Genomic DNA, 24,736 nt, shown 5'->3' on the forward strand with positions numbered 1-24,736 from the left:
GGAAGAATGACCTCGCGCACCCCCGACACTCTCAGCCCCGCGGAAGCGCGCCGTATTGCGCTCGCAGCACAGGGTTTTGCGAACACTGCCCGGTTGCGGCAGCGGCGGCCGTTCGACCCGGCGCTGGAGAAGCTCCACGTGCTCCAGATCGACTCGGTGAATGTCTTCGCGCGCAGCCACTATCTGCCGGTGTTCTCGCGGCACGGACCTTACTCAGACATTGCACTCGATCGACAGCTCTGGCACAGCGGGGAATACACCGAGTACTGGGCACATGAGGCCGCGTTTATCCCGGTATACGATCGCGCGCTCTTCTCCTGGCGCATGGCGGATTTCGCTGCCCGCAACGCGAGGACTGGCCGAGCTGATTCCCTCGCCGCGTCCATTGCGCGCGTCCGGGATCAACTCAGTGAGGGGCGCGCACTGTTCGTACGCGAACTCGAAGAGGGGCCGCGTGGCAACCGGGGACCGTGGTGGGACTGGAGCGACACGAAGCACGCGGTCGAGCTGTTATTCGCGCAGGGAGAGGTCGTCTCGGTGGGGCGCGAGGGTTTCCAGCGACGCTACGCCCTCGCCGCGCACGCGCTTCCCGCTGCGGCGCTCGACATCCCACCGCGTCTTGAGGCGCAGCGGGCGCTCATTGCGCGGGCAGCGCGGTCACTCGGAGTGGGGACTTTAGCCGACTTCGCAGACTACCACCGGCTGAAACCCTCGGAAGCCCGGGTGGCTGTCGCCGCTCTCGAAGAAACTGGCGAACTCCTCCCAGTGCAGGTCGCCGGCTGGAATCGGGGGTCTGGGGCTCCTGAACAGGCGTGGTTGCATCGCGACGCAAAGCTGCCTTCCCGGCTCGCCCCTGACGCGCTGCTCACGCCGTTCGATCCGGTGGTGTGGTTCCGGCCGCGCGCAGAACGAATGTTCAACTTCCACTACCGCATTGAGATCTACACCCCGCGAGAACAGCGCAAGTTCGGCTACTACTGTCTCCCGCTCATGGTGGGCGGATCACTCGTGGGGCGGATCGACCTGGAAGCTGATCGCGCGGGCAAGCGGCTTCTCGTGCAGGCGGCCTGGCAGGAAGATCGGGCCCCGTCGCGGACCGTCGAGGCAGCCACCGCCCTTCTCGCCCAAGCTGCGGCATGGCAAGGGCTGGAGGAGGTATCGGTCTCGGGCGTTGGAAACCTTCCGCTTCCCGGCCGTATCGAGGCGTCAAGCTCTAAGTGAGCGAATGATCGGAGCCGATCTGCTCAGGCAGCCCCGCTCCCGCTTCAGCCGCATCCAGCGCAGGCTCGAGACAAGTCGGGGATGCAGCTCAGGAAACGGCCGCTCACGTCCTGCCCGCCCTCCGGGTACTCCGGCGCCCAGGCACTCCGGGACCCAAGGGACCCGACACTCAGCTGCACAGCCGCTCCAGCGCCCTGTCACCCCGGCGCCCAGTCACCCGGTCGCCCGAACCCTCAGCCGGTCCGTCCAAGAACTTTCCCCTACACACAGGCGGAGTGTCCCCGTTCCCGCCCTCCCGATCCGACCCCGGCACGCGGTAATGCACTGTGCGCGGTGGGCAGTGACGTGTACGCAGTGCTGGGCTGCACTGTGCATTGCGTGGGTTGCCCGCCACCCTACAAGAGCCAGATTTACCCGTCTGGCGCGGGGTGTGCCCGCTGGTCGAGCCGGTACCGACTCCGCCTGTGTGAAGTTGTCTGGGTGGCGCGCTAGTGATCGATCAGATCGTGCGACCAGTTCGCCTGTTGGATCCGCGAGTCGAGTTCCCGAAGCTCCTGCGCCAGAGAAGTGGCTTGTGCGTGCAATTCGCCCACGGAGAGCGCAGAAATCTCGCGCAGCTCAGAGCGCATCTGGCGATACACGCCGGAATCCTGGGCGGCCGCAGCGCTCTCCACGATGATCGCATGCCGCAGTCGGAGGGTGTCGCGACGTGCAAGCGCATCTGTCATGGTGCCAGTCTGTCCACCCGCGGCTCCCACCTCCCGGCGGCGCCCTCCGGTGCCACGTGCAGGCCTCGGAGCGAGTTCGAGTTCGATCACCGAGTTCGTCGCATTGATCCCTCGCACGAGCTGTTCAAGCTCATCCACGGCCAACTCAACTTCTGCAAGCAGTGTGGTGGCGTTCTCCGCGGGCTCATCACCCTCCTGGAACCGCGCATTCGCAGCAATCCGGACGCGCAGCTGGGCGATCCGCTTCTGAGTATCAGCGCGCAGCGCCAGTGCTTCTGCCAGTTTCACCCGGCACCTCACTCTCGTGACGATTGTGGTGGAGGAGACGCCAGAGTAGCACGATCGCGAAGGCCGGCACGTGGTCTCACCTGCCCTGGCGCTGTGTGCAGCCCCCGGCGTCTCTGCTAGTGCTCAAAGCGGAGCGGGCCGCGTGAATTAGCCGCCGCTCTTCCGACGGAATTCGCGCTGCTGAACCGGACCGGATGAGCTGCCGCGGACGGCACTCTTCCCGTCCAGATTGGCGCGGCCACCCTGGTTCCTGGCGTTTTTCTTGGCAAGGGCTTCGCGGAACTTCGCCCGCATGTCCTCCGCCGGAGTCTCAGTTGATTCTTGGTCAGCCTGCTCTGCTGAGTGATCCTGTGACATTCTGTGCCTCGTTTCTGGCTCGGCGCATCTCCCCGAAAGTCGAGGAACCGCCCCGAGTCTACGCTAGGCGCTGTGCGCAGTACCCGTGAAGCACGGGTCCCAGGCCCAATGTCAGAGGTCAAAGCTACACTGAGAATCATGGAACCCACCCGTAGTGTGCGCCCGTTTGAAGTTGTCATTGGGTACGAGCCCAGCGGCGATCAGCCGGCTGCAATCGCGCAGCTGACGGACCGCATCAACGCCGGTGAAACCGACATTGTGCTCTTGGGTGCCACGGGCACTGGCAAGTCCGCAACCACAGCGTGGTTGGTCGAACAGGTGCAACGGCCCACACTCGTGCTGGCGCACAACAAGACCCTTGCGGCGCAGCTTGCAAGCGAGTTTCGCGAGATGTTTCCGAACAACGCGGTCGAGTATTTTGTGAGTTACTACGACTACTACCAGCCTGAGGCGTATGTTCCGCAAACTGACACGTTCATCGAGAAAGACTCGTCGGTCAATGCTGAGGTCGAGCGGTTGCGACACTCGACCACGAACTCCTTGTTGAGCCGTCGCGACGTCATTGTGGTGTCGACAGTGTCGTGCATCTACGGCCTCGGAAAGCCCGAGGAGTACTACGAGGCTATGGTGCCGCTCATCGTGGGAGATCGGCTCGACCGAGACGTGCTGCTGCGGCGTTTTGTGGATATGCAGTATCAGCGGAACGACATCGAATTTGTCCGTGGCAACTTCCGCGTGCGCGGTGACACCGTCGAGATCATTCCGATGTATGAGGAATTGGCGATCCGAATCGAGTTCTTCGGTGATGAGATCGAAGCGCTCTACTATCTCCACCCGGTCACCGGGGACGTGGTTCAGCAAGTTGATGCCGTGTCGGTCTTCCCGGGATCGCACTATGTTGCGAGCCGTGAGGTGATGAATCGTGCAATGACGCAGATTTCTGCCGAGCTCGAAACCCGCACGAAAGAGCTGAAGAGCCAGAACAAGCTCGTTGAAGAACAGCGTCTCCGCATGCGCACCACGTTCGACCTCGAAATGATGGAGCAGATTGGCTTCTGCTCAGGGATCGAGAACTACTCGATGCATATGGACGGTCGCGTGCCTGGCGAAGCTCCGCACTGTCTCCTGGACTACTTTCCTGATGACTTCCTCGTCGTCATCGACGAATCGCACGTGACGGTGCCGCAGATCGGCGCGATGTTTGAGGGCGACTCGTCACGCAAACGTACGCTCGTGGATCACGGCTTCCGACTCCCAAGTGCGCTCGACAACCGGCCGTTGAAGTTTGGGGAGTTCAAAGATCGAGTGGGCCAGGTGGTGTACCTTTCTGCCACTCCAGGCAAATACGAGATGGCGCAGGCTGACGGCGTGGTGGAACAGATCATTCGCCCCACCGGCCTGGTCGATCCCGAGATCATCGTGAAACCCAGCGAGGGGCAGATCGACGATTTGCTCGAAGAGGTTCGTGTTCGTGCCGAGCGGAACGAACGTGTCCTGGTCACCACGCTCACGAAGAAAATGGCAGAGCAGCTGACGACCTTCATGGAAGAGGCCGGCGTGCGCGTGCGCTATCTGCACTCTGATGTCGATACCCTGCGCCGCGTTGAGCTGCTTACGGAACTGCGCGCTGGTGTCTACGACGTACTGATCGGCATCAATCTCCTGCGCGAGGGTCTGGATTTGCCAGAGGTTTCGCTCGTCGCGATCCTCGACGCAGACAAAGAGGGCTTCTTGCGGTCAAGTACCTCGTTGATTCAGACCATCGGACGTGCTGCGCGAAACGTCTCTGGCCAGGTACACATGTACGCAGACAAGATCACGCGCTCGATGCGCGAGGCGATCGACGAGACGACTCGTCGCCGCGAGATCCAGGTCGCCTACAACACCGAGCACGGCATCGATCCGCAGCCGCTTCGGAAGAAGATCGGAGACATCACCGCGATGCTCTCGCGCGAGGCGGCGGACACCGAGGACATCTTGTCCCGCAGCGGAGCGCACTCCCAGCGAAAAGGAGCCAGCCCGCAGAAGACCAAGGGCAAGGCAGCCGCACGCGCCGGTGCGATCGCGGAGGAGGGGTCGGCGAAGCTCGAGGAGATCATCGCCGAGCTCACCGAACAGATGCTCGCCGCAGCGGAAGAGCTCAAGTTCGAACTCGCGGCACGGCTACGAGACGAGCTCACCGAGATGAAGCGGGAGCTCCGCAGCATGGAAGCAGCCGGACATCTCTAGCCGAAACAAAATCTCGGAAGAGTGACCGATGTACCGCGAATGGGGCATCCCCGAGCTGGGAGTGCTGTGGCGCTCCAGCGCCGGGGGAGCGCCCACCGTGATCCCGGCGGACGGCAGCGCAGACGTGATTCTGCGAGATGACGAATTGATTATTGCCGGTCCCTCCACGAGAGCGCTCACGGGACACGGCAGCGTCCACGGGGACACCGTTGGCCTCCGCTTCGCTCCGGGGGCTGCCGGCCTCGCACTGCGCACCAACCCAGCCCCACTCCGCGATCAGCAGCTGTGCGCGTCCGAAGTCGTCCCGAAGCCGGTTGCACACCGGGCCGCCGCACTCTTACGCCGACTGCGCGACGCAGACCTGATGCAGCCTGGACGACCAGAAGCTCTCACGACGTTCCAGGACTTCGTCCCACTGATCCGCGCGTCCGCCGACTCCGGCTTCGCTCGGGCCGCCGCGCCGTGGACGATCGAGGTGCGCCACTTGGCCAGCTCGGGCGCCCCGAAATACGCCGCCGCACAGCATCTCGGGTACTCTGAGCGCCAGCTGCAACGCCGCATGCTCGACCACTTTGGATATGGGTACACCGCACTGCGCCGGGTGCTCCGCGCCGAGCGCAGCCAGCAGTTCCTGCGGTCCCATCTGAACCCGATCGCTGCAGCTCGTCTGGCCGGCTACAGCGATCAGTCACATCTCACACGAGAGTTTCGCGTGCTCGTCGGGACGACACCCGCTCAGTTTGCTGCCGCTGCTTCCGCCGCTGCTGGCAGAGCCGCGTATACATCGATGGAATTGCCGTCCGGATCCAGCACTGTGGAATAGCGCTGTCCCCACGGCGCATCCCACGGAGCAGTGTGAGCCGCCTGGGGATTCTTGGCGACGATCGCGGCGTACGTTCGATCCACGTCCGCTGGCGATTCCGCTTCAACGGCAAAGCCGATCCGCCCTTCACCCCGTGGGAGTTCAAACCCAGGCTTGAAGCCCTGGATCGTGGAGACGGGATCCCAAGCAAGTGTCACGCCACCGCCGAGGGCAACCTCAACGTGCGGAGCGTCGTCGAGCCCCGTCGGGATGTCCAGCCCGAGCTGGCGATAGAAGCTCAGCGATGCGCCGAGATCGTTCGTGGCGATACCAATGAAGTTAAATGCGAGTGTCATGTACGTAGCGTACGACGCCAGTTACCGCATCCGCTTGAACGTTTCGGACAGATCCACGGCGCCTCACGACACCGTTAGATCTGACCGACAGGTTCGCGCTTCTCGGCCTGGAACGCATCTTCACGCCGACCGTATGCCCAGTACGGAGAGAGCGAAAGCTGCGCTCGCTCGATTCCGCGCTCTTCGGTGAAGTAAGGCCGCAGCAGTTTCATCGCACCGCGCTCACCGTGCACGAACACCTGCGCACGGCCGGGCCCCCATTCTGCACCCCGGACCGCATCCACGAGCACAGAGGATGTGCCAGCCTCATCGGCGCCACGGAACAGCCAGCGCAGTTCAACACCATCAGGAACCCGCAGCTCAAGCCGGTCCGTCTCGCTCCCGACCTCGATCAACGCCACCCCGCGAGCATCACTGGGCATCGCCTCAAGCGCCGACGCAATCGCGGGGAGTGCGGATTCATCGCCGGCGAGCAGGTGCCAGTCTGCTGTGGGATCGGGAGCATAACCTCCGCCAATTCCGCGCAGCACCACGGAGTCACCGATTTCGGCGCGCTCCGCCCAGGGACCCGCGATTCCGTCGGATCCGTGCGTCACGAATTCGATCCACAGCTCACTTCTCACCGTGTCGATCCGCCGCACCGTGTAGGTGCGAGTGGACGGCAACTGCTCGGGTGGCAGCGCAGCGCGCAGCGCGTCCAGATCGTAGGGTGGCGTCAACTGAGACCCCGGCGGGGTGAACAGCATCTTGCTATAGGCGTCGGTGTGCGGAGTGGCTTCGAGCGCCGCGAAGCCGGGGCCGCCAGCGACGATGCGAACAAGGTGGGGGCTCAGCTGAATGCGTTCTCGCACCTCGAGCACGATCTGTGGGCGAACGGGGCGAACAGGACGGCCAGAGCCGGCTCCCTGCGGTGCGGGCATCACAAACCTCAATCATCAGACGAATTACGACTGCTGCCAGCCTGACACAAAGCTGGGCGACCCGCTAGCCACCCACTTGCCGGCCGCGGCTCGTGCGGAGTGAATCAACACCAAATATTCGTAGATACGTTCGAATATTCAGCTTGCGGGCCATAAGATGGTCTGGTGACCACGAACAGCCCCACCCCGATCCGTTCCTCCGCCGCACACGCACACATCAGCGTGCAGGGAGCGCGGGTGCACAACTTGCGCAACGTCGATCTGGCGATCCCGCGAGACTCCATGGTCGTCTTCACCGGCCTGTCCGGGAGCGGCAAGTCGAGTCTTGCGTTCGACACCATCTTTGCCGAGGGACAGCGCCGCTACGTTGAGTCACTGAGTGCCTACGCGCGCCAGTTCCTGGGACAGGTCGATCGCCCAGACGTCGACTTCATCGAGGGACTGAGCCCAGCAGTGTCGATCGACCAGAAGTCGACGAACCGCAACCCGCGCTCGACCGTTGGCACAATCACTGAGATCTATGATTACATGCGCCTGCTCTGGGCCCGCATCGGTGTGCCCCACTGTGCGATCTGCGGCGAACGGATTGCGTCTCAGACCGTGCAGCAGATTGCAGATCAGCTCATGGAGCTCGAAGAGCGCACCCGGTTCCAAGTCCTCGCGCCGGTCGTGAGCAAGAAGAAGGGCGAGTTCGTCGACCTCTTCCAGGAGCTTGCTGCGAGCGGATACTCACGCGCGCACGTCGACGGTGAACTGATCCAGCTCTCGGATCCCCCCAAGCTCAAGAAGCAGATCAAGCACGACATCTCCGTGGTCATCGACCGGCTCGTTGCGGGGCCAGACGTCCTCGGCCGTCTCACCGACTCGCTGGAGACCGCTTTGCGGCTCTCCGGTGGCCTCGTCACCGTTGACTTTGTCGATCGCGACGAGAAGGCTGATGATCGCACTCAGCTCTTTTCCGAGCACCTCTCGTGCCCAAATCAACACCCTGTGCAGCTCACGGAGATTGAGCCGCGCACCTTCTCCTTCAACGCACCGTTTGGCGCCTGCCCCACGTGCTCTGGCCTCGGCACGAGCATGTCCGTTGACGAGGATCTGGTGCTGGGTGATCCGCAGCTCTCGATTTCAGAGGGTGTCATCATTCCGTGGACCAGCCAGGGCAAGAGCCTCTACCAGTACTACGAGAAACTGCTCATCGGCCTGTCAGACGACCTGAATTTCTCCCTGAAGACCCCCTGGAGCAAACTGGGGGAAGACGTGCGCGAGGCCGTGCTCTACGGCAACAACTTCAAGGTCAACGTCAGGTGGAAGAACCGATTCGGTCGAGAGGTCAAGTACTCGTCTGGTTTTGAAGGCGTCATTCCCTTCATCGAGCGGCAGTACGCCGAGGCCGAGTCCGACACGAAGCGCGATCGCTGGTCCGAGTTCCTTCGCGAAGTGCCGTGCCACGCATGCCAGGGCCAGCGGCTCAAGCCCGAAGTGCTCGCGGTCACCGTCAATTCAGAATCTATCGCGGCCGTGGGGGAGTTCAGCCTCCTCAACGCCAAGCGCTTCTTCGATGAGGTGTCACTCACCGAGCGGGAGGCAAAGATCGCGGCTCAGGTGCTGCGTGAAATCCGGCTCCGCTTCGATTTCTTGATCGAGGTGGGCCTCGGATACCTCACACTGGCACGTGCAGCGGGCACGCTATCGGGCGGCGAAGCGCAGCGCATCCGGCTCGCAACGCAGATCGGATCCGGGCTCACCGGGGTGCTCTACGTGCTCGATGAGCCATCGATCGGACTGCATCAGCGCGACAATCGTCGTCTGATCGAGACGCTGATCAAGTTGCGAGATCTCGGCAACACCCTCATCGTGGTTGAGCACGATGAGGAGACCATCGAGGCCGCTGACTGGATCGTTGATATCGGGCCCGGTGCTGGCGTCGAGGGTGGCACCGTGGTGCACTCCGGACTGTATGCCGACCTGATCTCGAACACGGAGTCCATCACCGGTGACTACCTTGCTGGAAGGCGGAGTATCGAGACACCGAAGAAGCGCCGCAAACGCGACCGCAAACGGGAGCTCAAGGTGGTCGGCGCGCGCTCCAACAACCTGCAGAACGTCGACGCCGTGTTCCCGCTCGGGATCATGACTGCGGTCACAGGAGTCTCCGGCTCAGGGAAGTCGACGCTCGTGAACGACATTCTCTACCGTGTGCTCGCCAACCAGCTCAACGGTGCGCGGCTCGTGCCAGGGAAGCACACCCGCGTCACTGGACTTGAGCACCTCGACAAGGTGGTGCACGTCGACCAAGCGCCGATTGGCCGCACGCCACGGTCCAACCCCGCCACCTACACCGGGGTATTCGACAAGATCCGCAATCTCTTCTCCGAAACCCCTGAAGCGAAGACTCGGGGCTATCTCCCCGGCCGTTTCAGCTTCAACGTCAAGGGCGGCCGTTGTGAGGCATGCTCGGGCGATGGCACGCTCAAGATCGAGATGAACTTCCTGCCTGACGTCTACGTCGCGTGTGAGGTCTGTGGGGGCTCCCGCTACAACCGCGAAACGCTGCAGGTGCACTACAAGGGCAAGAACATCTCCGAGGTGCTGGATATGCCGATCGCTGAGGCAGAGGAGTTCTTCGCCCCAATTTCGAGCATTCACCGTTACATGAAGACGCTGGTCGATGTCGGGCTCGGATACGTCCGTCTCGGGCAAAGCGCCACGACGCTCTCCGGTGGCGAGGCGCAGCGCGTCAAGCTCGCCACCGAACTTCAGAAGCGCTCGAATGGCCGCAGCATCTACGTGCTCGATGAGCCGACAACCGGCCTCCACTTCGAGGACGTGCGCAAGCTTCTCCTCGTGCTCAATGGCCTGGTCGACAAGGGCAACACGGTCATCACGATCGAGCACAATCTCGATGTGATCCGTAGCGCAGACTGGGTCATCGATCTCGGCCCTGAGGGGGGATCCGGCGGGGGAACGATTCTCGCTGAGGGCACCCCCGAACAGCTCGCAAAGCACCCTGACAGCTTTACCGGTCAGTTCCTGTCCGAGGTACTGGGCGGCTGGGCCGCGAAGTCTGCTCGTGCGCTGGAGGCGAGCGCGAAGGAGAGCGCTTGATCCAGGAATCTGGCGGCACAGGAGAAGCTGCGCCAGGAGACGTGGGAGCCACCACGGTGAGCTCGGCAGTCTCCGGAGCGTTGCCTGATTCTCGCGCTGTGTTCCGTCCGGCCCAGGGTGAGATTCCCACAGCGCCAGGCGTGTACCGCTTTAGCGACAAGTACGGCCGGGTGCTGTACATCGGCAAGGCGAAGAATTTGCGCGCGCGGCTCGCCAACTATTTCCAGCCGATGCACTCGCTGATGCCGCGGACCCGCCGCATGGTGACGCTCGCGGCCAAGCTCGACTGGACCGTTGTCGCGACCGACACCGAATCGCTTGTGCTGGAGCATACGTGGATCACGGAGTTTAAGCCCCCCTTCAACGTCCAGTTCAAAGACGACAAGACCTACCCCTATCTCGCAGTTACCTTGCGGGAAGAGTCGCCACGACTCATCATTACGCGGAACGAGAAGATTCGCGGTGCCCGCTATTTCGGCCCGTATCCGAAAGTGTGGGCGCTGCGCGAGACCACGTCGCTGCTGCAGCAGGCGTTCCCTATTCGCACCTGCAATGACGCCGACTATAAGCGCGCAATGTCGAGTGGGAAGCCCTGTCTTGCAGGCCAAATCGGACGCTGCCACGGCCCCTGCTCCCAGCTCATTTCGATCGAGGATCACCGCACGCGGGCTGAAGAACTCGTCGCGTTTCTTGCCGGGGGAGATTCCAGTCAATTGCGCACACTGCAGCGCGAGATGCGAGACGCCGCCGCAGAGCAGCGCTACGAGGACGCGGCGCGGTTGCGAGATCAGGTGCAAGCTGTCGAGCATGTCTTGGAGAAGAACGCGGTGGTGCTCGGCCACGACGTCAACCTTGACGTGTTCGGGCTCCGGGCCGATGAGCTTGCGGCCGCCGCACACCAGTTCATCATCCGCGGAGGCAGGATTCGCGGCGAGCGAAGCTGGATCGTTGACGTCGAACTCGATGATTCGCCAGGCACGCTGTTGGAGCAGGTGATCCAGTCCGCGTATGAGGGAGACCGAGAGCCACCGCCCGAAATCCTTGTTCCGCTCCTGCCTGAGGGGGATCACGCGCTCGAAGAAGCCCTCAGCGCACGCCGGCCCCGGCGCGGTCGCGTCCGGGTGCGCGTGCCCGAACGGGGCGACAAAGCGCAGCTCATGGAGCGCGCTGTGCTCAACGCCGGCGAGCACTTGATCAGGTACAAGATGAAGCGCGCGGCGGATCTCACAGCGCGCACCGACGCGCTCGCGGAACTCCAGCGTGCGCTCGATATGACTGAGGCCCCACTGCGGATTGAGTGCATCGACGTCTCGCACCTGCAGGGCACCGGCGTGGTGGCATCACTCGTGGTGTTCGAAGATGGGCTCCCCGCGAAGGGTGCCTATCGCAAGTACCGCATTGAGGAAACGACCGACGATACGGATTCTATTTTCCAGGTCGTCTCGCGCCGCGCAGCCCAGCTCAATCTTGCGAAAGAGACTGGGGAACAGCCCAGTGGCATCTATCGTGACCGGCCACAGCTGTTGATCGTCGACGGCGGCGAGCCACAGGTCAAGGCAGCAGCACGCGCCCTCGCGGCGGCCGGAATCACAGACATCGCCCTGTGCGGTGTTGCCAAACGACTCGAGGAACTCTGGCTGCCAGGCGATCCGTTCCCCGTTATCTTGCCGCGCACCAGCGAGGCGCTGTTTCTCGTGCAGCGCGTCCGTGACGAAGCCCACCGCTTCGCCATCACGTTCCAGCGCCAGCGGAGAAGCACCTCAATTGCCAGCAGACTCTCCGAGGTGCCTGGCTTGGGGCCGAAGCGCGTACAGGGGTTGCTCCGGCATTTCGGATCCGTGACGCGACTCCGCTCAGCCTCGGTTGCGGAGCTCTCCGCGGCTCCCGGGATGGGGCCCAAACTCGCTGAACAGGTCCTCGCACACCTCGGTGCGCCTGAGCAGGGGGAGACGGTGCCAGATCCCGGCTCTGACCCAGAGATTCCCGATCTGCCCGGCGACGCGCCTGACGCTAAGCTGGACACAGCGGCCGATGCGGCGCAAGGCGAGGAGGATGGCCAATGAACGAAGTGGTGTCCACACAGGAGATCCTCATCGTGACGGGGATGTCGGGGGCCGGTCGCAGTACCGTCGCCAACACTCTCGAGGATTTGGGGTGGTACGTCGTTGATAATCTGCCACTGTCGATGTTGAAGACGCTCGCAGATATGGCAGACCGTTCAGGGGGCGCGCTCCCGAAAATCGCAGCCGTGGTCGATGTGCGCGGTCGCGACCTGTTCGCGGATATCCAGCACACGGTGACCGAGCTGCGTGAAAGTGCCACCGTTCGCGTCGTGTTTCTCGACGCCACCGATGAGATTCTCGTGCGCCGCTACGAATCGGTGCGCCGTCCGCATCCATTCCAGGCTGAGGCTGGCAGCCTCCTCGAGGGCATCCGGCTTGAGCGGGACCGGCTCCAAGAGTTGCGTGCGTCAAGCGATGTCGTGATCGACACGTCACGCTACAACGTCCACAATCTCTCCACTGCCACACGTGAGCTCTTCTCGGACGACAACACGCCCGGGCTGCAGTTGTCAGTCCTGAGCTTCGGCTTTAAGTACGGTGCTCCGACGGACGTGGATCTTATGGTCGACATGCGTTTCCTTCCCAACCCCTTCTGGGAGCCAGAACTCCGCGCCCTGACCGGAGTTGACACTGAAGTCAAGGATTATGTGTTGAGCCGCGAAGGTGCGGCCGAATTCCTCGATCACTATGTCGCAGCCCTGACGCCAGTGCTCGCCGGCTTCCAGCGTGAGAATAAACGACACGCCTCACTCGCGGTAGGATGCACAGGCGGCAAACATCGTTCTGTCGCCACCGCACGCGAGCTCGCTGATCGACTCGCTGGCCTTCCTGGCGTAAGTGTGAGTCTGCGCCACCGCGACCTCGGTCGCGAGTAATCTGCAGCGCTGCCAAGCCGCTTCGTCGTTTTTTATTCCTGATATCTGAGAGGACCCATTCGTGCTGTCGACCCTTGAGGTGAAGAGTGAGCTCGTACGTTTCCCGGTGCAGCGCACCGGAGAGCGTATTGCTGAGGTCGCGACGATCCTCCGCTTGGCCGGCGGGCTGCACACCATCTCCGGGCGCATTGCGCTCGAAGCTGAGCTGCACACCCCGCAAATTGTGCAGCGCGTCCGCAAAGATCTTGCCGAACTCTACGGTGTCCGATCCGAAGCGAAGCAGCTCCCGCCCTCCAGCACGCGCCCAGGCGCGCCCCAGTTCCTTGTCCGCGTGATCGATGGTGAAACCCTCGCTCGGCAACTCGGACTGCTTGATCCTCGTCGTCGCCAGATTCGTGGCCTCCCGAACCGTCTCACCACAGGCGCGCAGCCGGAGCTCGCGGCCGTGTGGCGCGGTGCGTTCTTGGCCCGCGGAGGGCTCACAGCCCCCGGCCGCTCCGCCAGCCTCGAGATCGTCTGCCCGAGCAACGAGGTCGCTATGGCACTCGTCGGAGCAGCGAGCCGGATTGGCGTCGACGCGAAGAGCCGTGAGATTCGGGGCCAGAACAAAGTCCTGATCCGTGATGGTGAAGCCATCGGCGAGATGCTGGGTGCCATGGGTGCCGAGCAGGCGCGCACCAGTTGGGATGAGCTTCGCCGCGCACGTGAGACCCGCGCTACGGCAAACCGCCTCGTCAACTTCGATGACGCGAATTTGCGCCGTTCAGCGCAGGCCTCTGTGGCTGCGTGCGCTCGCGTGGAACGCGCACTTGAGATCCTCGGCGACGACATCCCGGAGCACCTCAAGTATGCGGGCGAGCTTCGCCTTGCTCACCGTGAAGCCAGTCTTGATGATCTGGGGGCGCGTGCTGAGCCGGTGCTCACCAAGGACGCGATTGCCGGACGTATTCGGCGCCTCCTTGCCATGGCGGATAAGGAAGCCACCACCCGCGGGATTCCGGGTACCGAGGCGAGTCTGCCGGAGGAGCTCGACCGCATGTAGCGCGCTGGACTGGGGGCTGGGCAATGCTCAGCACCCAGTTCGTAAATCGAGCCCCGCGTGCATTCGGCCTTCGTGCGACCCGCGCCTCGGGGTGGGGAGCTGCTGCGCGCGACGCAAATTATGCGCCCAGCGGATTCGCTCGCGCCGTCAAGCGGCGCGTCGCTAGACTGAGATTGACCACTGATGATCGTAGAGATTGGAGCGCCTCATGGCCGCCTATTCACTTCCTGAACTTCCGTACGATTACGCAGCTCTCGAGCCGCACATCAGCGGCAAGATCATGCAGCTGCACCATGACAAGCACCACCAGGCATATGTCACGGGCGCAAACACTGCGCTTGACCAGCTCGCAGAGGCGCGTGACTCCGAGAACCTTACTGCGGTGAACAAGCTCGAAAAGGATCTCGCATTCAACCTTGGCGGACACGTCAACCACACCATTTTCTGGAACAACTTGTCGCCCGAGGGCGGCGAGCGTCCCGAGGGCGAGCTCGCATCCGCGATCGATGAGTACTTCGGCAGCTTCGAGAAGTTCCAGGCGCACTTCACCGCAACAGCTCTTGGGGTCCAGGGCTCCGGCTGGGCTGTTCTTGCGTGGGATTCACTCGGTCAGCGCCCCAACATCGTGCAGCTGTTCGATCAGCAGGGCAACCTTCCTGCCGGCACCACACCGCTCCTCATGCTCGATGTGTGGGAGCACGCGTACTACCTCGACTATCTCAATGTGCGCGCGGACTACGTGAAGGCGTTCTGGAATATCGCGAACTGGCAGGATGTCGCGAAGCGCTTTGAGGCAGCTCGTACTCAGACGCCCGGCCTGATCTAGTTCACGACTGAGGAGCCCGCCGCACACATGCGCACCATCGAATCCCTGGGGTCACTCTCAGACCGGACGATCATCGTTCGCTGCGACCTGAACGTTCCACTCGCCGACGGCGTGATCACCGATGACGGGCGCATCCGCGCTTCGCTCACCACCATCCGCGAACTCCGCGATGCTGGCGCGAAGGTCGTCCTCATCAGCCATCTGGGCCGCCCGAAGGGAGAGCCGGAGGCGCAGTTCTCGCTGCGTCCTGTGGCTACTCGCATGGCGGAACTGCTCGGCGCTCCCGTGCAGTTTGTTGGGGAGACCGTGGGGACTGAGGCGAGTGCGGCAGTCGCGGCCTTGAGCCCGGGGGATGTCGTCCTGCTCGAGAATCTCCGGTTCAACGCTGGAGAGACGAGCAAGGACGACGCTGAGCGTGGTGCGTTCGCGCAACAGCTTGCAATGCTCGGAGACGCCCTCGTCTCCGACGGCTTTGGGGTCGTGCACCGCCGCCAGGCGAGCGTCACAGATCTCGCAGAGCTGTTGCCCAGTGCGGCGGGGCGCCTCGTCGCCGCTGAGCTTGAGGTGCTTCGGCGCCTCACGGACACCCCGGAGCGCCCATACACGGTCGTGCTCGGCGGGTCGAAGGTCTCCGACAAGCTCGGCGTCATTTCCCACCTCCTCGAGCGCGTCGACACGTTGCTCATCGGCGGCGGAATGCTCTTCACGTTTCTTGCAGCACAGGGCCACCGTGTTGGAGCGAGCCTCCTGGAGGCCGATCAGCTCGACACGGTGCGCGGGTACCTCGCAGAGGCTGAACGGCGCGGTGTGCGGATCGTGCTGCCCACCGATATCGTCGTGGCCGGTGGGTTTGCCGCTGATGCCCCGCACGAGATTGTGCCTGCCGAAGCGATCGAGTCAGCACGCTTCGGCGCAAGCGGCCTCGGCCTCGACATCGGGCCGGACTCCGCCGCTGCGTTCGCCGCCGTGATCGCCGATTCGCAGACGGTCTTCTGGAACGGCCCCATGGGCGTGTTCGAAATGGAGGCGTTCGCTCACGGAACCCGTGCAGTCGCTCAGGCACTGACGGAGACGTCCGGGTTCACCGTGGTTGGCGGGGGAGACTCCGCGGCCGCCGTCCGCGCACTCGGCTTCGATGACACACAGTTTGGCCACATTTCAACGGGCGGCGGTGCGAGCCTTGAATTCCTTGAGGGCAAGGCCTTGCCCGGACTGGAGGTGCTCGCATGAGCGATGCAAACGATCCGACGACCCAACAGCGCGAGCCACTCCCGCTGACCACGCGCACACCGCTCATTGCGGGCAACTGGAAGATGAACCTGGATCACCTCCAGGCCATCGCGCTGGTACAGAAGCTCTCCTGGGCGCTCAAGGATGCACGCCACGATTACGGCGACACCGAAGTTGCGGTGTTCCCGCCCTTCACAGATCTTCGCTCAGTGCAGACCCTGCTCGCGGCTGACAAGCTGGCGCTCGTGCTCGGCGCCCAGGACCTGTCACCGCACGAGTCTGGCGCCTACACGGGGGACGTCTCAGGACAGATGCTCGCGAAGCTCGACGTGACGTACGCGCTTGTCGGCCATTCGGAGCGCCGTCACGGCCACAGCGAATCCGACGAGTTGGTCGGGGCCAAAACTCTGGCCGCCCACCGTGCCGGCCTCGTCCCGATGATCTGTGTCGGTGAGACGGCCGAAGACCTCGCCGAGCACGGCGCAGCAGCGATTCCGCTCGCACAGCTTGCCGCCGCTATTGCCCAGCTGCCCCAGGGTGCGACGTTCGTCGTGGCCTACGAGCCCGTCTGGGCGATCGGAAGCGGTCAGGCTGCGACTCCTGAGCAGGCTGAGGACGTGGCTCGCGCGATCCGTGAGGCGCTGCGGGATCTCCGTGACGACGAGACTGCCGCTGCCACACGGATCCTCTACGGCGGGTCAGTAACCAGCCAGAACGTCGCAGCATTCCTGAAGCAGCCGAACGTTGACGGCGCACTTGTCGGTGGGGCCAGCCTCAAGACCGATGAGTTCAGCCGTATCGTGCAGTTTCGGAAGCACGTTACTGCGGCCTGAGCCTGCCGCAACCCTGTTTCGCTTTTGCGCCGCTATACTGGACGCTGGCGCATCACGCCCTCAACCCCGGAAAGGTGATCTGCGTGCTTATTCTCAAGATCGCTCTGGTCGTCATTCTCGTGATCACGAGTCTGCTGCTTACCCTGTTCATCCTCTTGCACAAGGGACGTGGCGGTGGTCTCTCCGACATGTTCGGCGGCGGTGTCACGTCGAGCCTCGGCTCGTCAGGCGTGGCAGAGCGTAACCTCAATCGCATCACCGTGGTTGTGTCGATTGTGTGGGGCGTCTCGATCGTCGGCCTGGGCCTCATCGCCCGGTTCTCGGTCGTCTAAGCACTCCGCACTCGTCAACTGCTTTAGAAAGGTAATCCGTGGCAGGCAGTAACGCCATTCGGGGCGCCCGTGTTGGATCCGGCCCCATGGGGGAGAAGGATCACGGCGCTCGCGCAGACCGCACCCAGATTTCGTACTGGGACGCTCATGGCAATGAGACCATCCGCTACTTCGCGGCTGACGTTGCCGAAGATGAGATCCCTGAGCAGATCGATTCACCGACTTCCGGCCTTCCGGCCGGACGGGACAAGGAGAACCCGCCCCTGCTCCCGAAGAATGAGCCCTACAAGACGCACCTCGCGTATGTGAAGGAGCGACGCACCCCCGAGGAAGCCGACGAGCTCCTCGAGGCAGCGCTGCAGAAGCTGCGGAAGCGTCGCGGCACTGCGCGCGCATCCGCGTAGCCTTCGCAAGGAAATCCGCCCCTGGCCCCGACACTCAGTCGGTCCAGGGGCGTTTTGCTTGCGCTATCGCACTGACAGCCTGCGTCAGGAATGGTCCCAACGAATCCGGGAACTCCCGCGTCAGGAGGGTGAGATCGAGCGGGCGGCCGCTGTCAGTGCGGCAATCAGCACACCAGGGGCGCCGGTCCTGAGCGCAAAAACCGGCCGACCGCGGGAGGTCAGCACATCCCGGTCGCCGCGCGACTGAGCCGCAATGAGAGTGCCGAAGCCAGACTCCGAGCCAGGAATCTCAAGCTTGGGAGCTGAAGAGTCGCAGAGTTGCAAGAACGCCCCCAGCGCCGGCCCGCCCTTGTGGAGCTGGCCCACGGAGTGCAGGTAGCGCGGCCCCCACCCGAGGGCGACCGGGACCCCAAGCGCTCGCGCAAGCGCATCGCGGAACACTTCGAGCTCTGCAGCGTATGGACCGCTCGGATCCAAGTAGGCCTGGATCGCGAGGTACCCGTTGCGTGGGACCACGTCGCGGAGCGAGGTCATCAGCTCAACGGTGGTCTCAGGCGCCACCCCCGAGGGAGCAGCGAGAAGCTGGGCAGGTGCGTCATACAGGATCGGAGCACCGGTCTCTGACACCGGCTCGGAGTCTTGTGAGAGCACGGCCCGCGCGGCAATCTTGGCGGATTCAACGTCTGGTTGATCAAAGGGGTCAATTCCGAGGAGATGACCCAGGACAGCCGTAGCCGTCTCCCACAGGAGGAACTGTGCGCCAAGCGCGCCGCTCACCGTGAGTTCGCTCGGCCCGGGTGCAGCGGCAACAGCCGCGCTGGTTCCCAGCCGAACCCGCATGAGGTTCGCGGGGTGCGCCACAAACTCGGGGGCCGAGTCTTGCAGCGCGATGGGGAGCACACCATGGCCAGCTTTGCCGGTCGATTCCGCGACAAGCTGCTCGATCCAGGATCCCAGTCCCCAATCGGTTCCCGGCGCCTCCGCAATACCAAGCACGTAGCGGTCGGGCAGCCCCGCAGCGATCACCGCTGCGAGACGCAGCGCAGGATTGTCCGCCGTGTCCGACGCCAACAGGGTGCGGACCCCACAGGCGTCCGCGAGGAGCTCGCGCACATCGGCGCCGGCGAGCGCAGTCGGGACCAGACCAAATGCAGTCAGCGCAGAAAACCGTCCCCCAACGTCGGGATCGGCAAAGCAGACACGCTGCCCAGCAGACCTGGCATCTGCTTCGAGCTGCGATCCGGGATCCGTCACGACGATGATTCGAGCCGCAGGATCAATGCCAGCCGCCGTAAACGCCGCAGCAAATGCCGCACGGTGGCTCAGCGTCTCGATCGTGCTGCCAGACTTCGAACTGACGACCACCAGTGTGCGTGAGAGATCTCCGCTCAGAGCGGCTGTCAGAAAGCTCGGGTGGGTCGAATCAATCACGGTGAGTGGGACATTTGCCCAGCGGGCAATGACCTCTGGTGCGAGGCTCGATCCGCCCATCCCGCACAGCATGACCCGGTCGACACCCGCCGCGTGCAGTTCCGCGCGAATGTGTTCGGCGCCCACAATCGCGGTCAGTGCGTTGGCCTCGAAATCCGTCCACCCCAGCCGCTCTTCAACGTTGGCGTCGGGCCCCCACAGGGTCGCATCGCGAGCGAAGAGTCGGCTCGCAACCCGAGTGTCGACAAGACGAGCCATGATGGCGTCGACCTGTGCGGTATCCGGGCCTGAATCGGCGCCGAAGCTGAGGGTGATCGACACTACGCGCGCGCTCCCTCGAGGGCCTGCGCAACGGTCTCACAGAGCTCGGCCCAGGACGCGTCGAACTTCTCGAGGCCTTCACGCTCCAGCTGTGTCGTCACCTCGACATAGTCGATGCCCTGGCCGTCGATCTGGTTGAGGACCTGATTCGACTCGAGGAACTCCGACGAAATCGTATCGCCGCGAACCACGCCGTGATCGGCAAACGCGCGCAGCGTGGCCTCGGGCATTGTGTTCACCACGTCTGCAGCGATCAGCTCGGAGACGTACAGCGTGTCGGGAAGCGCCGGGTTCTTCACACCCGTCGAGGCCCAGAGCGGACGCTGCGGGTTCGCGCCCAATTCGCGCAGATGGCGAGCCCGCTCGCTTCCGAACGCCTGCGTGTAGACCTCGTAGGCGAGACGAGCGTTCGCGACGCCTGCCTGGCCGGTGAGTGCCGCAGCTTCTGGAGTACCGACCGCGGTGAGGCGCGCATCAATTTCAGTATCAACGCGAGAAACGAAGAACGAGGCAACCGAGTGGATTTGAGAAATATCGATCCCGGCGGCGCGTGCCTGCTCGAGCCCAGTCAAATATGCATTGATGACCTGGCGGTATCGCTCGAGGCTGAAGATGAGCGTCACATTCACACTGATACCTGCGGCAATCACCGCAGTAATCGCTTCGAGCCCCTCAACAGTGGCTGGAATCTTGATCATCGCGTTGGGGCGATTCACACGCTTCCAGAGGTCAATCGCTTGTGCGATCGTTCCGGCAGTGTCTCGTGCAAGACCGGGTTCAACCTCGATTGAAACCCGCCCGTCACGCCCACCCGACTCCGCATACACGTTCGCGAAGAGATCGCAGGCGTCCGCTACATCGGCTGTCGTGAGTTCGACGATCGTTGCCGCGGTATCGAGCCCGCGTGCCGCGCAAGCGGCGATTCGCTCTCCGTAGCCGATCCCACCGCCGATAGCACCGGCGAAGATCGTCGGATTCGTGGTGACCCCGACGACGTCATGGCTCGCCTGCAACTCGGCGAGTTCACCGCTTTCAATGCGATTCCGCGAGAGGTCGTCGAGCCAGATACTCACGCCGGCACGGCTGAGCTCGGCGGTGGGGGTGGTGGTCATAGGGAATGGCTCCTCTGCCTAGAAGTGGGGGACGGCGTGTCTCGTGAGCTACGCCGCGAGTGACTCGCGCGCAGCAGCGATGACGGCGTCTGTGGTGACACCGAACTCGCGGAACAGCGTCTCGAAGTCAGCTGAAGCGCCAAAGTGCTCGATCGACACGGAGCGTCCGCGATCGCCGACGATACGATCCCAGCCGAGACTGAGACCGGCTTCGACGCTCACGCGCGCGGTCACCGCGGTGGGCAGCACGCTCTCGCGGTACTCAGCGGTCTGCTCGGCAAACCATTCGAGGCAGGGAGCGGAGACCACGCGTGCGCCAACGCCCTCGGCCGCCAGCTGCTCGCGCGCCGCAACGGCAAGCTGCACCTCAGAACCCGTGGCGATCAGCAGCACGTCAACGGAATCGGTGGGCGAGTCTGCAAGCACGTATGCGCCACGGCGCACGCCCTCGGCAGCCTGCTCGGCTGAGGCGAAATCGCCGCCGCGGGGGAGCACCGGCACGTTCTGGCGGGTCAGGGCAAGCCCCGCGGGGCCGCGGTGCGGGTCAGAATCTCGTGCCAGGCAATGGAAACTTCGTTCGCGTCGGCGGGGCGCACCACCGCGAGGTTCGGGATCGCGCGGAGCGTGGCAAGCTGCTCAATCGGCTGGTGCGTGGGCCCGTCCTCACCGAGTGCGACCGAGTCGTGCGTCCACACAAAGACACTCGGCACATTCATGAGCGCCGCGAGACGCACCGCCGGTCGCATGTAATCGCTGAAGATGAGGAACGTGCCGCCGTAGCTGCGCGTCTTCCCGTGCAACTGGATGCCATTCAGGATCGCTCCCATGGCGTGCTCACGAATCCCGAAGTGCAGCACGCGACCATACTGGTCTCCGGACCAGCTCGAAGTCGAGTGGCCGGCGGGTACGAACGAGGGCACACCGGGGATTGTCGTGTTGTTCGATCCTGCGAGGTCGGCGGAGCCGCCCCAGAGTTCCGGCATGATCGGGCCGAGTGCCGCAAGCACCTTGCCGCTCGCAGAGCGAGTTGCCACACTCGCGCCAGGTTCAAAGGTGGGGAGCGCCTCGAGTGCGCCTGCGGGAAGCTCGCGCGCCTCCAGGCGGTCGAACAGTTCCTTACGCTCCGGGTTGGCGGCAGCCCAGGCGTCGAAGCTTTCCTGCCAGGCCGCACGCGTCTCGGCGCCTCGTGTGACGGCCTCACGTGTGTGCGCGATCACCTCGGGGGCAACGGCGAAGTGCTCAGCAGGGTCGAAGCCAAGCGCCTCTTTCAAGCCGGCGAGTTCTTCAGCGCCGAGCTTGGCGCCGTGGATCCCGCCGGTGTTCTGCTTCCCGGGGGAGGGCCATCCGATGATGGTCTTGAGAATGATGAGACTCGGCTTTGTTGACTCAGCCTGTGCCTCCGCGATGGCCCGGTTCAGCTCAGCGACGTCTTCGACGTAGTGACCGGTCTTCTTCCAGTCGACCTGGAGTACCTGCCATCCGTAGGACTCGTAGCGCTTCGCCACGTCCTCGGAGAATGAAATGTCCGTGTCATCTTCAATCGAAATCTGATTGGAGTCGTAGATCGCGATCAGGTTGCCCAGCTCCTGGTGCCCCGCGAGCGAGGAGGCCTCACTCGTGACCCCCTCCTGCAGATCCCCGTCGCCCGCGACAACGTAGATGAAATGGTCAAACGGGCTCGTTCCCGGCGCCGCTGCCGGATCGAAGAGGCCGCGTTCGTAGCGGGCAGCGTAGGCAAAACCGACCGCGGAGGCGAGTCCCTGGCCCAGCGGTCCTGTCGTAATCTCAACGCCATCTGTGTGCCCGAATTCCGGGTGACCCGGGGTCTTCGAGCCCCAGGTGCGCAGTGCTTTCAGATCCTCGAGTTCGAGGCCGTATCCGCCCAGGTAGAGCTGGACGTACTGCGTCAGGGAGGAATGGCCGACGGAGAGGATGAAACGGTCGCGGCCGACCCACGCGGAATCCGCGGGATCGTGGCGCATCACCTTCTGGTGCAACAGATACGAGACGGGGGCAAGGCTAATCGCCGTTCCCGGGTGGCCGTTACCGACCTTCTCGACGGCATCCGCCGCTAGCACTCGAGCGGTATTCACCGCGAGATCATCGAGCTCGTTCCACTGCAGTTCGTTTCCCAAGACTGACCTTTCGAAAGGGAAGAGAAGGGAACACCGCATGGCGACCCCGGTTCAATCTTAGTCAGACGGGGTACCATGACCAGGTGACATCGAGCCAACTTTCGACCAAGAATGACCGAAGCAGCCGTTCGTTCGGACGCACGATCAAAAGTTACGTTGCGCTGACCAAGCCGCGCGTCATGGAATTGCTGCTGGTGGTCACCGTGCCTGCCATGATTCTCGCGCAGGGCGGCTTTCCGAGTGTGTGGCTCGTTCTCGCCACACTCCTGGGCGGCGCGATGAGCGCGGGCTCGGCAGGGGCGTTCAACTGCTACATCGATCGCGATATGGATCGCAAGATGAAGCGGACCTCGAACCGGCCGCTTGTGACCGGAGAAATCTCCGATCGCAATGCGCTGATTTTTTCCTGGGTGCTCGGCGTGCTCTCGGTCGGATGGCTCGCAGTCACGACGAATTGGCTCGCTGCCGCATTGTCGGCCGCGGCGATTTTCTTCTATGTCGTGATCTACACACTGGTGCTGAAGCGCCACAGCGAGCAGAACATCATTTGGGGCGGGATCGCCGGGTGTTTCCCCGTCCTCATCGGATGGGCTGCCGTCACTGGCAGCCTCGACTGGCCCGCCTGGGTGTTCTTCCTGGTCATTTTCCTGTGGACTCCAGCTCACTACTGGCCTTTGTCGATGCGCTATCGCGACGACTACGCTGCGGCCGGCGTGCCGATGCTCGGCGTCGTGCGCGGCCGCGCGACCGTCGGCCTGCAAGTCATCTTGTACGCGTGGGCCACCGTCGTATCAAGCCTGCTCTTGATCCCCGCCGCTGGGATCGGCTGGCTCTACACCGTCGTCGCGGTACTCTCAGGCGGCTACTTTATTCTCCAGGCGCACCGGCTCTACGGCAGCGCAATCCGAGGCGCCGAGGGCAAGCCGATGCAGGTGTTCCACGGCTCGATCACGTACCTGTCCGTGCTGTCCCTCGCGATCGCCATCGATCCGCTGCTGCCGTTCTAATCTTCGGCGCCGGGGTGCGCACAAGCATGCCTCGGCCCGACCCCGGAAATGCCAGAGCCCTTCCGCGGATCAGTGCGATCTGCGGAAGGGCTCTGGCATTCAACGCGCTTTGCGCCTAGGCGCCTGAGGGGGCTTCCCCTGCGGCAGCGGGGCGCTTCAGCCGGAGCACGGTCACGGTCATTGTTGCTGCGGTCAATGAAGCAAGCACCATGTGCACGCCGACGAGCACTGGCGGGAGCCCGTGGCGCGCCTGATAGATCCCCACAATGATCTGGACGACGAGCACAGCGAGTAGCGCGATCACCCAGCGCAGCGGACGCAATTTGCCGACAGCGGCCCAACTCAGCAGGGCGAGCACGAGCGCAAGCGTGATGTATCCGGGCCACGCGTGCAGGTGGCTGAGCAGCGTTGCATCGATTCCGGCCCGGACGACGCTCTCGTCCCCGGAGTGCGGCCCATTCGCCGTGGTGATGACGCCAAGGATGATAACGATAGCCATCGCGAGCGTTGACACGTGCGTCAGTATGGCGAAACCCTTGGGCACTGCACGCACCCGGGCGCCGGCGGGTTCATACATGCGCACGAGGAAGGCTGCAGTAATACACACGATGATCAGCGACACTGTGTAGTGGAATCCCACCAGTGCTGCCGCGAGTTCCTCCCACACAATGACGCCACCCACGAACGCTTGAATGAGCACGAGCGCCAGCACGAGCAGGGAGATCACGAACAGGTCCCGGCGCTCGCGCCGGCGACGCCACACGAGCACCACAACGGCGATCGCGGCCAACAGCAGCGGCCCCGAGATCGTGCGGTTGCCAAACTCAATCAGCGCGTGATAGCTCGTCTCCTGAGTAGGGACCAGCGAGCCGGGCGTGCAGAGCGGCCACTCGGAACAGCCGAGACCAGAGCCGGTGAGCCGCACGGCCCCGCCAGTGGCGATGATGAGCACATTGAGAACGAACGAAGCCCACGCCGCAAACGGTAAGAACCGGGGGAGCCTCGTTCGGGCCTTCTCGGAGACGGTCGCGGGAATTGTGCCGGGCACAGGGGACTCCAATCATGCGAGCTCCCGGTGAAACACTCCGGTCTCGCCCGATTCGGAGCGAAAACCTGTAG

At 63.6% G+C, this 24,736-nt stretch carries 20 protein-coding genes and 1 pseudogene; 13 read left to right on the forward strand and 8 right to left on the reverse strand.

Features of this window, described 5'->3' with window-relative positions:
* Positions 1 to 6 precede the first annotated feature (6 nt).
* Complete coding sequence (locus K1X41_RS01665; protein ID WP_220175172.1) at positions 7 to 1,221, forward strand: winged helix-turn-helix domain-containing protein; 1,215 nt, start codon at positions 7 to 9, stop codon at positions 1,219 to 1,221.
* Positions 1,222 to 1,709: 488 nt separating this feature from the next.
* On the opposite strand, the gene K1X41_RS01670 is transcribed toward K1X41_RS01665, so the two are convergent.
* Positions 1,710 to 2,237, reverse strand: coding sequence for a DIP1984 family protein (locus tag K1X41_RS01670; RefSeq protein WP_133616676.1), 528 nt, complete (start codon positions 2,235 to 2,237; stop codon positions 1,710 to 1,712).
* A 147-nt stretch (positions 2,238 to 2,384) separates the two neighbouring features.
* Positions 2,385 to 2,594, reverse strand: coding sequence for a DUF5302 domain-containing protein (locus K1X41_RS01675; RefSeq protein WP_132203375.1), 210 nt, complete (start codon positions 2,592 to 2,594; stop codon positions 2,385 to 2,387).
* 138 nt (positions 2,595 to 2,732) lie between these two features.
* On the opposite strand from K1X41_RS01675, the gene uvrB reads away from it, so the two are divergent.
* Together uvrB and K1X41_RS01685 are read left to right on the forward strand one after the other, a co-directional pair.
* Positions 2,733 to 4,823 (forward strand): excinuclease ABC subunit UvrB, encoded by a 2,091-nt coding sequence (gene uvrB / locus K1X41_RS01680; protein WP_220175173.1) that lies wholly within the window; start codon positions 2,733 to 2,735, stop codon positions 4,821 to 4,823.
* 28 nt (positions 4,824 to 4,851) lie between these two features.
* Positions 4,852 to 5,646 (forward strand): helix-turn-helix transcriptional regulator, encoded by a 795-nt coding sequence (locus tag K1X41_RS01685; RefSeq protein WP_220175174.1) that lies wholly within the window; start codon positions 4,852 to 4,854, stop codon positions 5,644 to 5,646.
* Here K1X41_RS01685 and K1X41_RS01690 read toward each other — a convergent pair.
* On the reverse strand, positions 5,559 to 5,981 hold the full coding sequence (locus K1X41_RS01690) for a VOC family protein (RefSeq protein WP_133616679.1): 423 nt from the start codon (positions 5,979 to 5,981) through the stop codon (positions 5,559 to 5,561). The two genes, K1X41_RS01685 and K1X41_RS01690, sit on opposite strands and share 88 nt — an antisense overlap.
* 74 nt (positions 5,982 to 6,055) lie before the next feature.
* A complete protein-coding gene (locus K1X41_RS01695) occupies positions 6,056 to 6,901 on the reverse strand; it encodes a siderophore-interacting protein (RefSeq protein WP_133616680.1) in 846 nt (281 codons plus the stop codon).
* A 165-nt stretch (positions 6,902 to 7,066) separates the two neighbouring features.
* Here K1X41_RS01695 and uvrA point away from each other — a divergent pair, with 165 nt between their 5' ends.
* From uvrA to K1X41_RS01740, 9 genes are all read left to right on the forward strand, one after another.
* Positions 7,067 to 10,006, forward strand: coding sequence for an excinuclease ABC subunit UvrA (gene uvrA / locus K1X41_RS01700; RefSeq protein ID WP_220175175.1), 2,940 nt, complete (start codon positions 7,067 to 7,069; stop codon positions 10,004 to 10,006).
* Between the two features lie 80 nt (positions 10,007 to 10,086).
* Positions 10,087 to 12,069, forward strand: a complete 1,983-nt coding sequence (gene uvrC, locus K1X41_RS01705) for an excinuclease ABC subunit UvrC (RefSeq protein WP_132204063.1) — start codon at positions 10,087 to 10,089, stop codon at positions 12,067 to 12,069.
* Positions 12,066 to 12,944 (forward strand): RNase adapter RapZ, encoded by an 879-nt coding sequence (gene rapZ, locus K1X41_RS01710; protein WP_132203387.1) that lies wholly within the window; start codon positions 12,066 to 12,068, stop codon positions 12,942 to 12,944. The genes uvrC and rapZ overlap by 4 nt, the downstream gene beginning before the upstream one ends.
* 61 nt (positions 12,945 to 13,005) lie before the next feature.
* Positions 13,006 to 13,986, forward strand: coding sequence for a DNA-binding protein WhiA (whiA, locus tag K1X41_RS01715; protein WP_132203389.1), 981 nt, complete (start codon positions 13,006 to 13,008; stop codon positions 13,984 to 13,986).
* Between the two features lie 208 nt (positions 13,987 to 14,194).
* On the forward strand, positions 14,195 to 14,812 hold the full coding sequence (locus K1X41_RS01720) for a superoxide dismutase (RefSeq protein ID WP_220175176.1): 618 nt from the start codon (positions 14,195 to 14,197) through the stop codon (positions 14,810 to 14,812).
* Between the two features lie 27 nt (positions 14,813 to 14,839).
* A complete protein-coding gene (locus K1X41_RS01725; RefSeq protein WP_220175177.1) occupies positions 14,840 to 16,042 on the forward strand; it encodes a phosphoglycerate kinase in 1,203 nt (400 codons plus the stop codon).
* On the forward strand, positions 16,039 to 16,875 hold the full coding sequence (gene tpiA / locus K1X41_RS01730; protein ID WP_133616683.1) for a triose-phosphate isomerase: 837 nt from the start codon (positions 16,039 to 16,041) through the stop codon (positions 16,873 to 16,875). The genes K1X41_RS01725 and tpiA overlap by 4 nt, the downstream gene beginning before the upstream one ends.
* Positions 16,876 to 16,958: 83 nt before the next feature.
* Complete coding sequence (gene secG, locus K1X41_RS01735) at positions 16,959 to 17,207, forward strand: preprotein translocase subunit SecG (RefSeq protein WP_132203397.1); 249 nt, start codon at positions 16,959 to 16,961, stop codon at positions 17,205 to 17,207.
* Positions 17,208 to 17,293: 86 nt separating this feature from the next.
* Positions 17,294 to 17,611, forward strand: coding sequence for an RNA polymerase-binding protein RbpA (locus tag K1X41_RS01740; protein ID WP_243642859.1), 318 nt, complete (start codon positions 17,294 to 17,296; stop codon positions 17,609 to 17,611).
* Positions 17,612 to 17,731: 120 nt separating this feature from the next.
* Here the strand turns inward: K1X41_RS01740 and K1X41_RS01745 are convergent, their stop codons facing one another.
* From K1X41_RS01745 to tkt, 3 genes and pseudogenes are all read right to left on the reverse strand, one after another.
* Positions 17,732 to 19,363, reverse strand: a complete 1,632-nt coding sequence (locus K1X41_RS01745) for a glucose-6-phosphate isomerase (RefSeq protein ID WP_220175178.1) — start codon at positions 19,361 to 19,363, stop codon at positions 17,732 to 17,734.
* Complete coding sequence (tal, locus tag K1X41_RS01750) at positions 19,363 to 20,475, reverse strand: transaldolase (protein ID WP_133616684.1); 1,113 nt, start codon at positions 20,473 to 20,475, stop codon at positions 19,363 to 19,365. Before tal ends, K1X41_RS01745 begins: the two co-directional genes overlap by 1 nt.
* Before the next feature lie 48 nt (positions 20,476 to 20,523).
* A pseudogene (gene tkt, locus K1X41_RS01755) lies at positions 20,524 to 22,649 on the reverse strand (transketolase).
* Positions 22,650 to 22,693: 44 nt separating this feature from the next.
* Here tkt and K1X41_RS01760 point away from each other — a divergent pair.
* On the forward strand, positions 22,694 to 23,617 hold the full coding sequence (locus K1X41_RS01760; protein WP_132203405.1) for a heme o synthase: 924 nt from the start codon (positions 22,694 to 22,696) through the stop codon (positions 23,615 to 23,617).
* A gap of 115 nt (positions 23,618 to 23,732) precedes the next feature.
* Here K1X41_RS01760 and K1X41_RS01765 read toward each other — a convergent pair whose 3' ends face one another.
* Positions 23,733 to 24,665 carry a COX15/CtaA family protein gene (locus tag K1X41_RS01765; RefSeq protein WP_220175179.1) on the reverse strand — a complete coding sequence of 311 codons (933 nt, stop codon included), beginning with the start codon at positions 24,663 to 24,665 and terminating at the stop codon, positions 23,733 to 23,735.
* Between the last annotated feature and the right edge of the window lie 71 nt (positions 24,666 to 24,736).

The organism is Leucobacter luti, assembly GCF_019464495.1.
GTDB classification, from domain to species: domain Bacteria; phylum Actinomycetota; class Actinomycetes; order Actinomycetales; family Microbacteriaceae; genus Leucobacter; species Leucobacter luti_A.

Coding starts and splice junctions, on each gene's coding strand:
- K1X41_RS01675 (WP_132203375.1), bottom strand. CDS start 2,594: ATGTCACAGGATCACTCAGCAGAGCAGGCTGACCAAGAATCAACTGAG.
- K1X41_RS01720 (WP_220175176.1), top strand. CDS start 14,195: ATGGCCGCCTATTCACTTCCTGAACTTCCGTACGATTACGCAGCTCTC.
- K1X41_RS01690 (WP_133616679.1), bottom strand. CDS start 5,981: ATGACACTCGCATTTAACTTCATTGGTATCGCCACGAACGATCTCGGC.
- tpiA (WP_133616683.1), top strand. CDS start 16,039: ATGAGCGATGCAAACGATCCGACGACCCAACAGCGCGAGCCACTCCCG.
- tal (WP_133616684.1), bottom strand. CDS start 20,475: ATGACCACCACCCCCACCGCCGAGCTCAGCCGTGCCGGCGTGAGTATC.
- K1X41_RS01695 (WP_133616680.1), bottom strand. CDS start 6,901: ATGCCCGCACCGCAGGGAGCCGGCTCTGGCCGTCCTGTTCGCCCCGTT.
- K1X41_RS01685 (WP_220175174.1), top strand. CDS start 4,852: ATGTACCGCGAATGGGGCATCCCCGAGCTGGGAGTGCTGTGGCGCTCC.
- rapZ (WP_132203387.1), top strand. CDS start 12,066: ATGAACGAAGTGGTGTCCACACAGGAGATCCTCATCGTGACGGGGATG.
- K1X41_RS01740 (WP_243642859.1), top strand. CDS start 17,294: ATGGGGGAGAAGGATCACGGCGCTCGCGCAGACCGCACCCAGATTTCG.
- K1X41_RS01725 (WP_220175177.1), top strand. CDS start 14,840: ATGCGCACCATCGAATCCCTGGGGTCACTCTCAGACCGGACGATCATC.
- uvrB (WP_220175173.1), top strand. CDS start 2,733: ATGGAACCCACCCGTAGTGTGCGCCCGTTTGAAGTTGTCATTGGGTAC.
- K1X41_RS01665 (WP_220175172.1), top strand. CDS start 7: ATGACCTCGCGCACCCCCGACACTCTCAGCCCCGCGGAAGCGCGCCGT.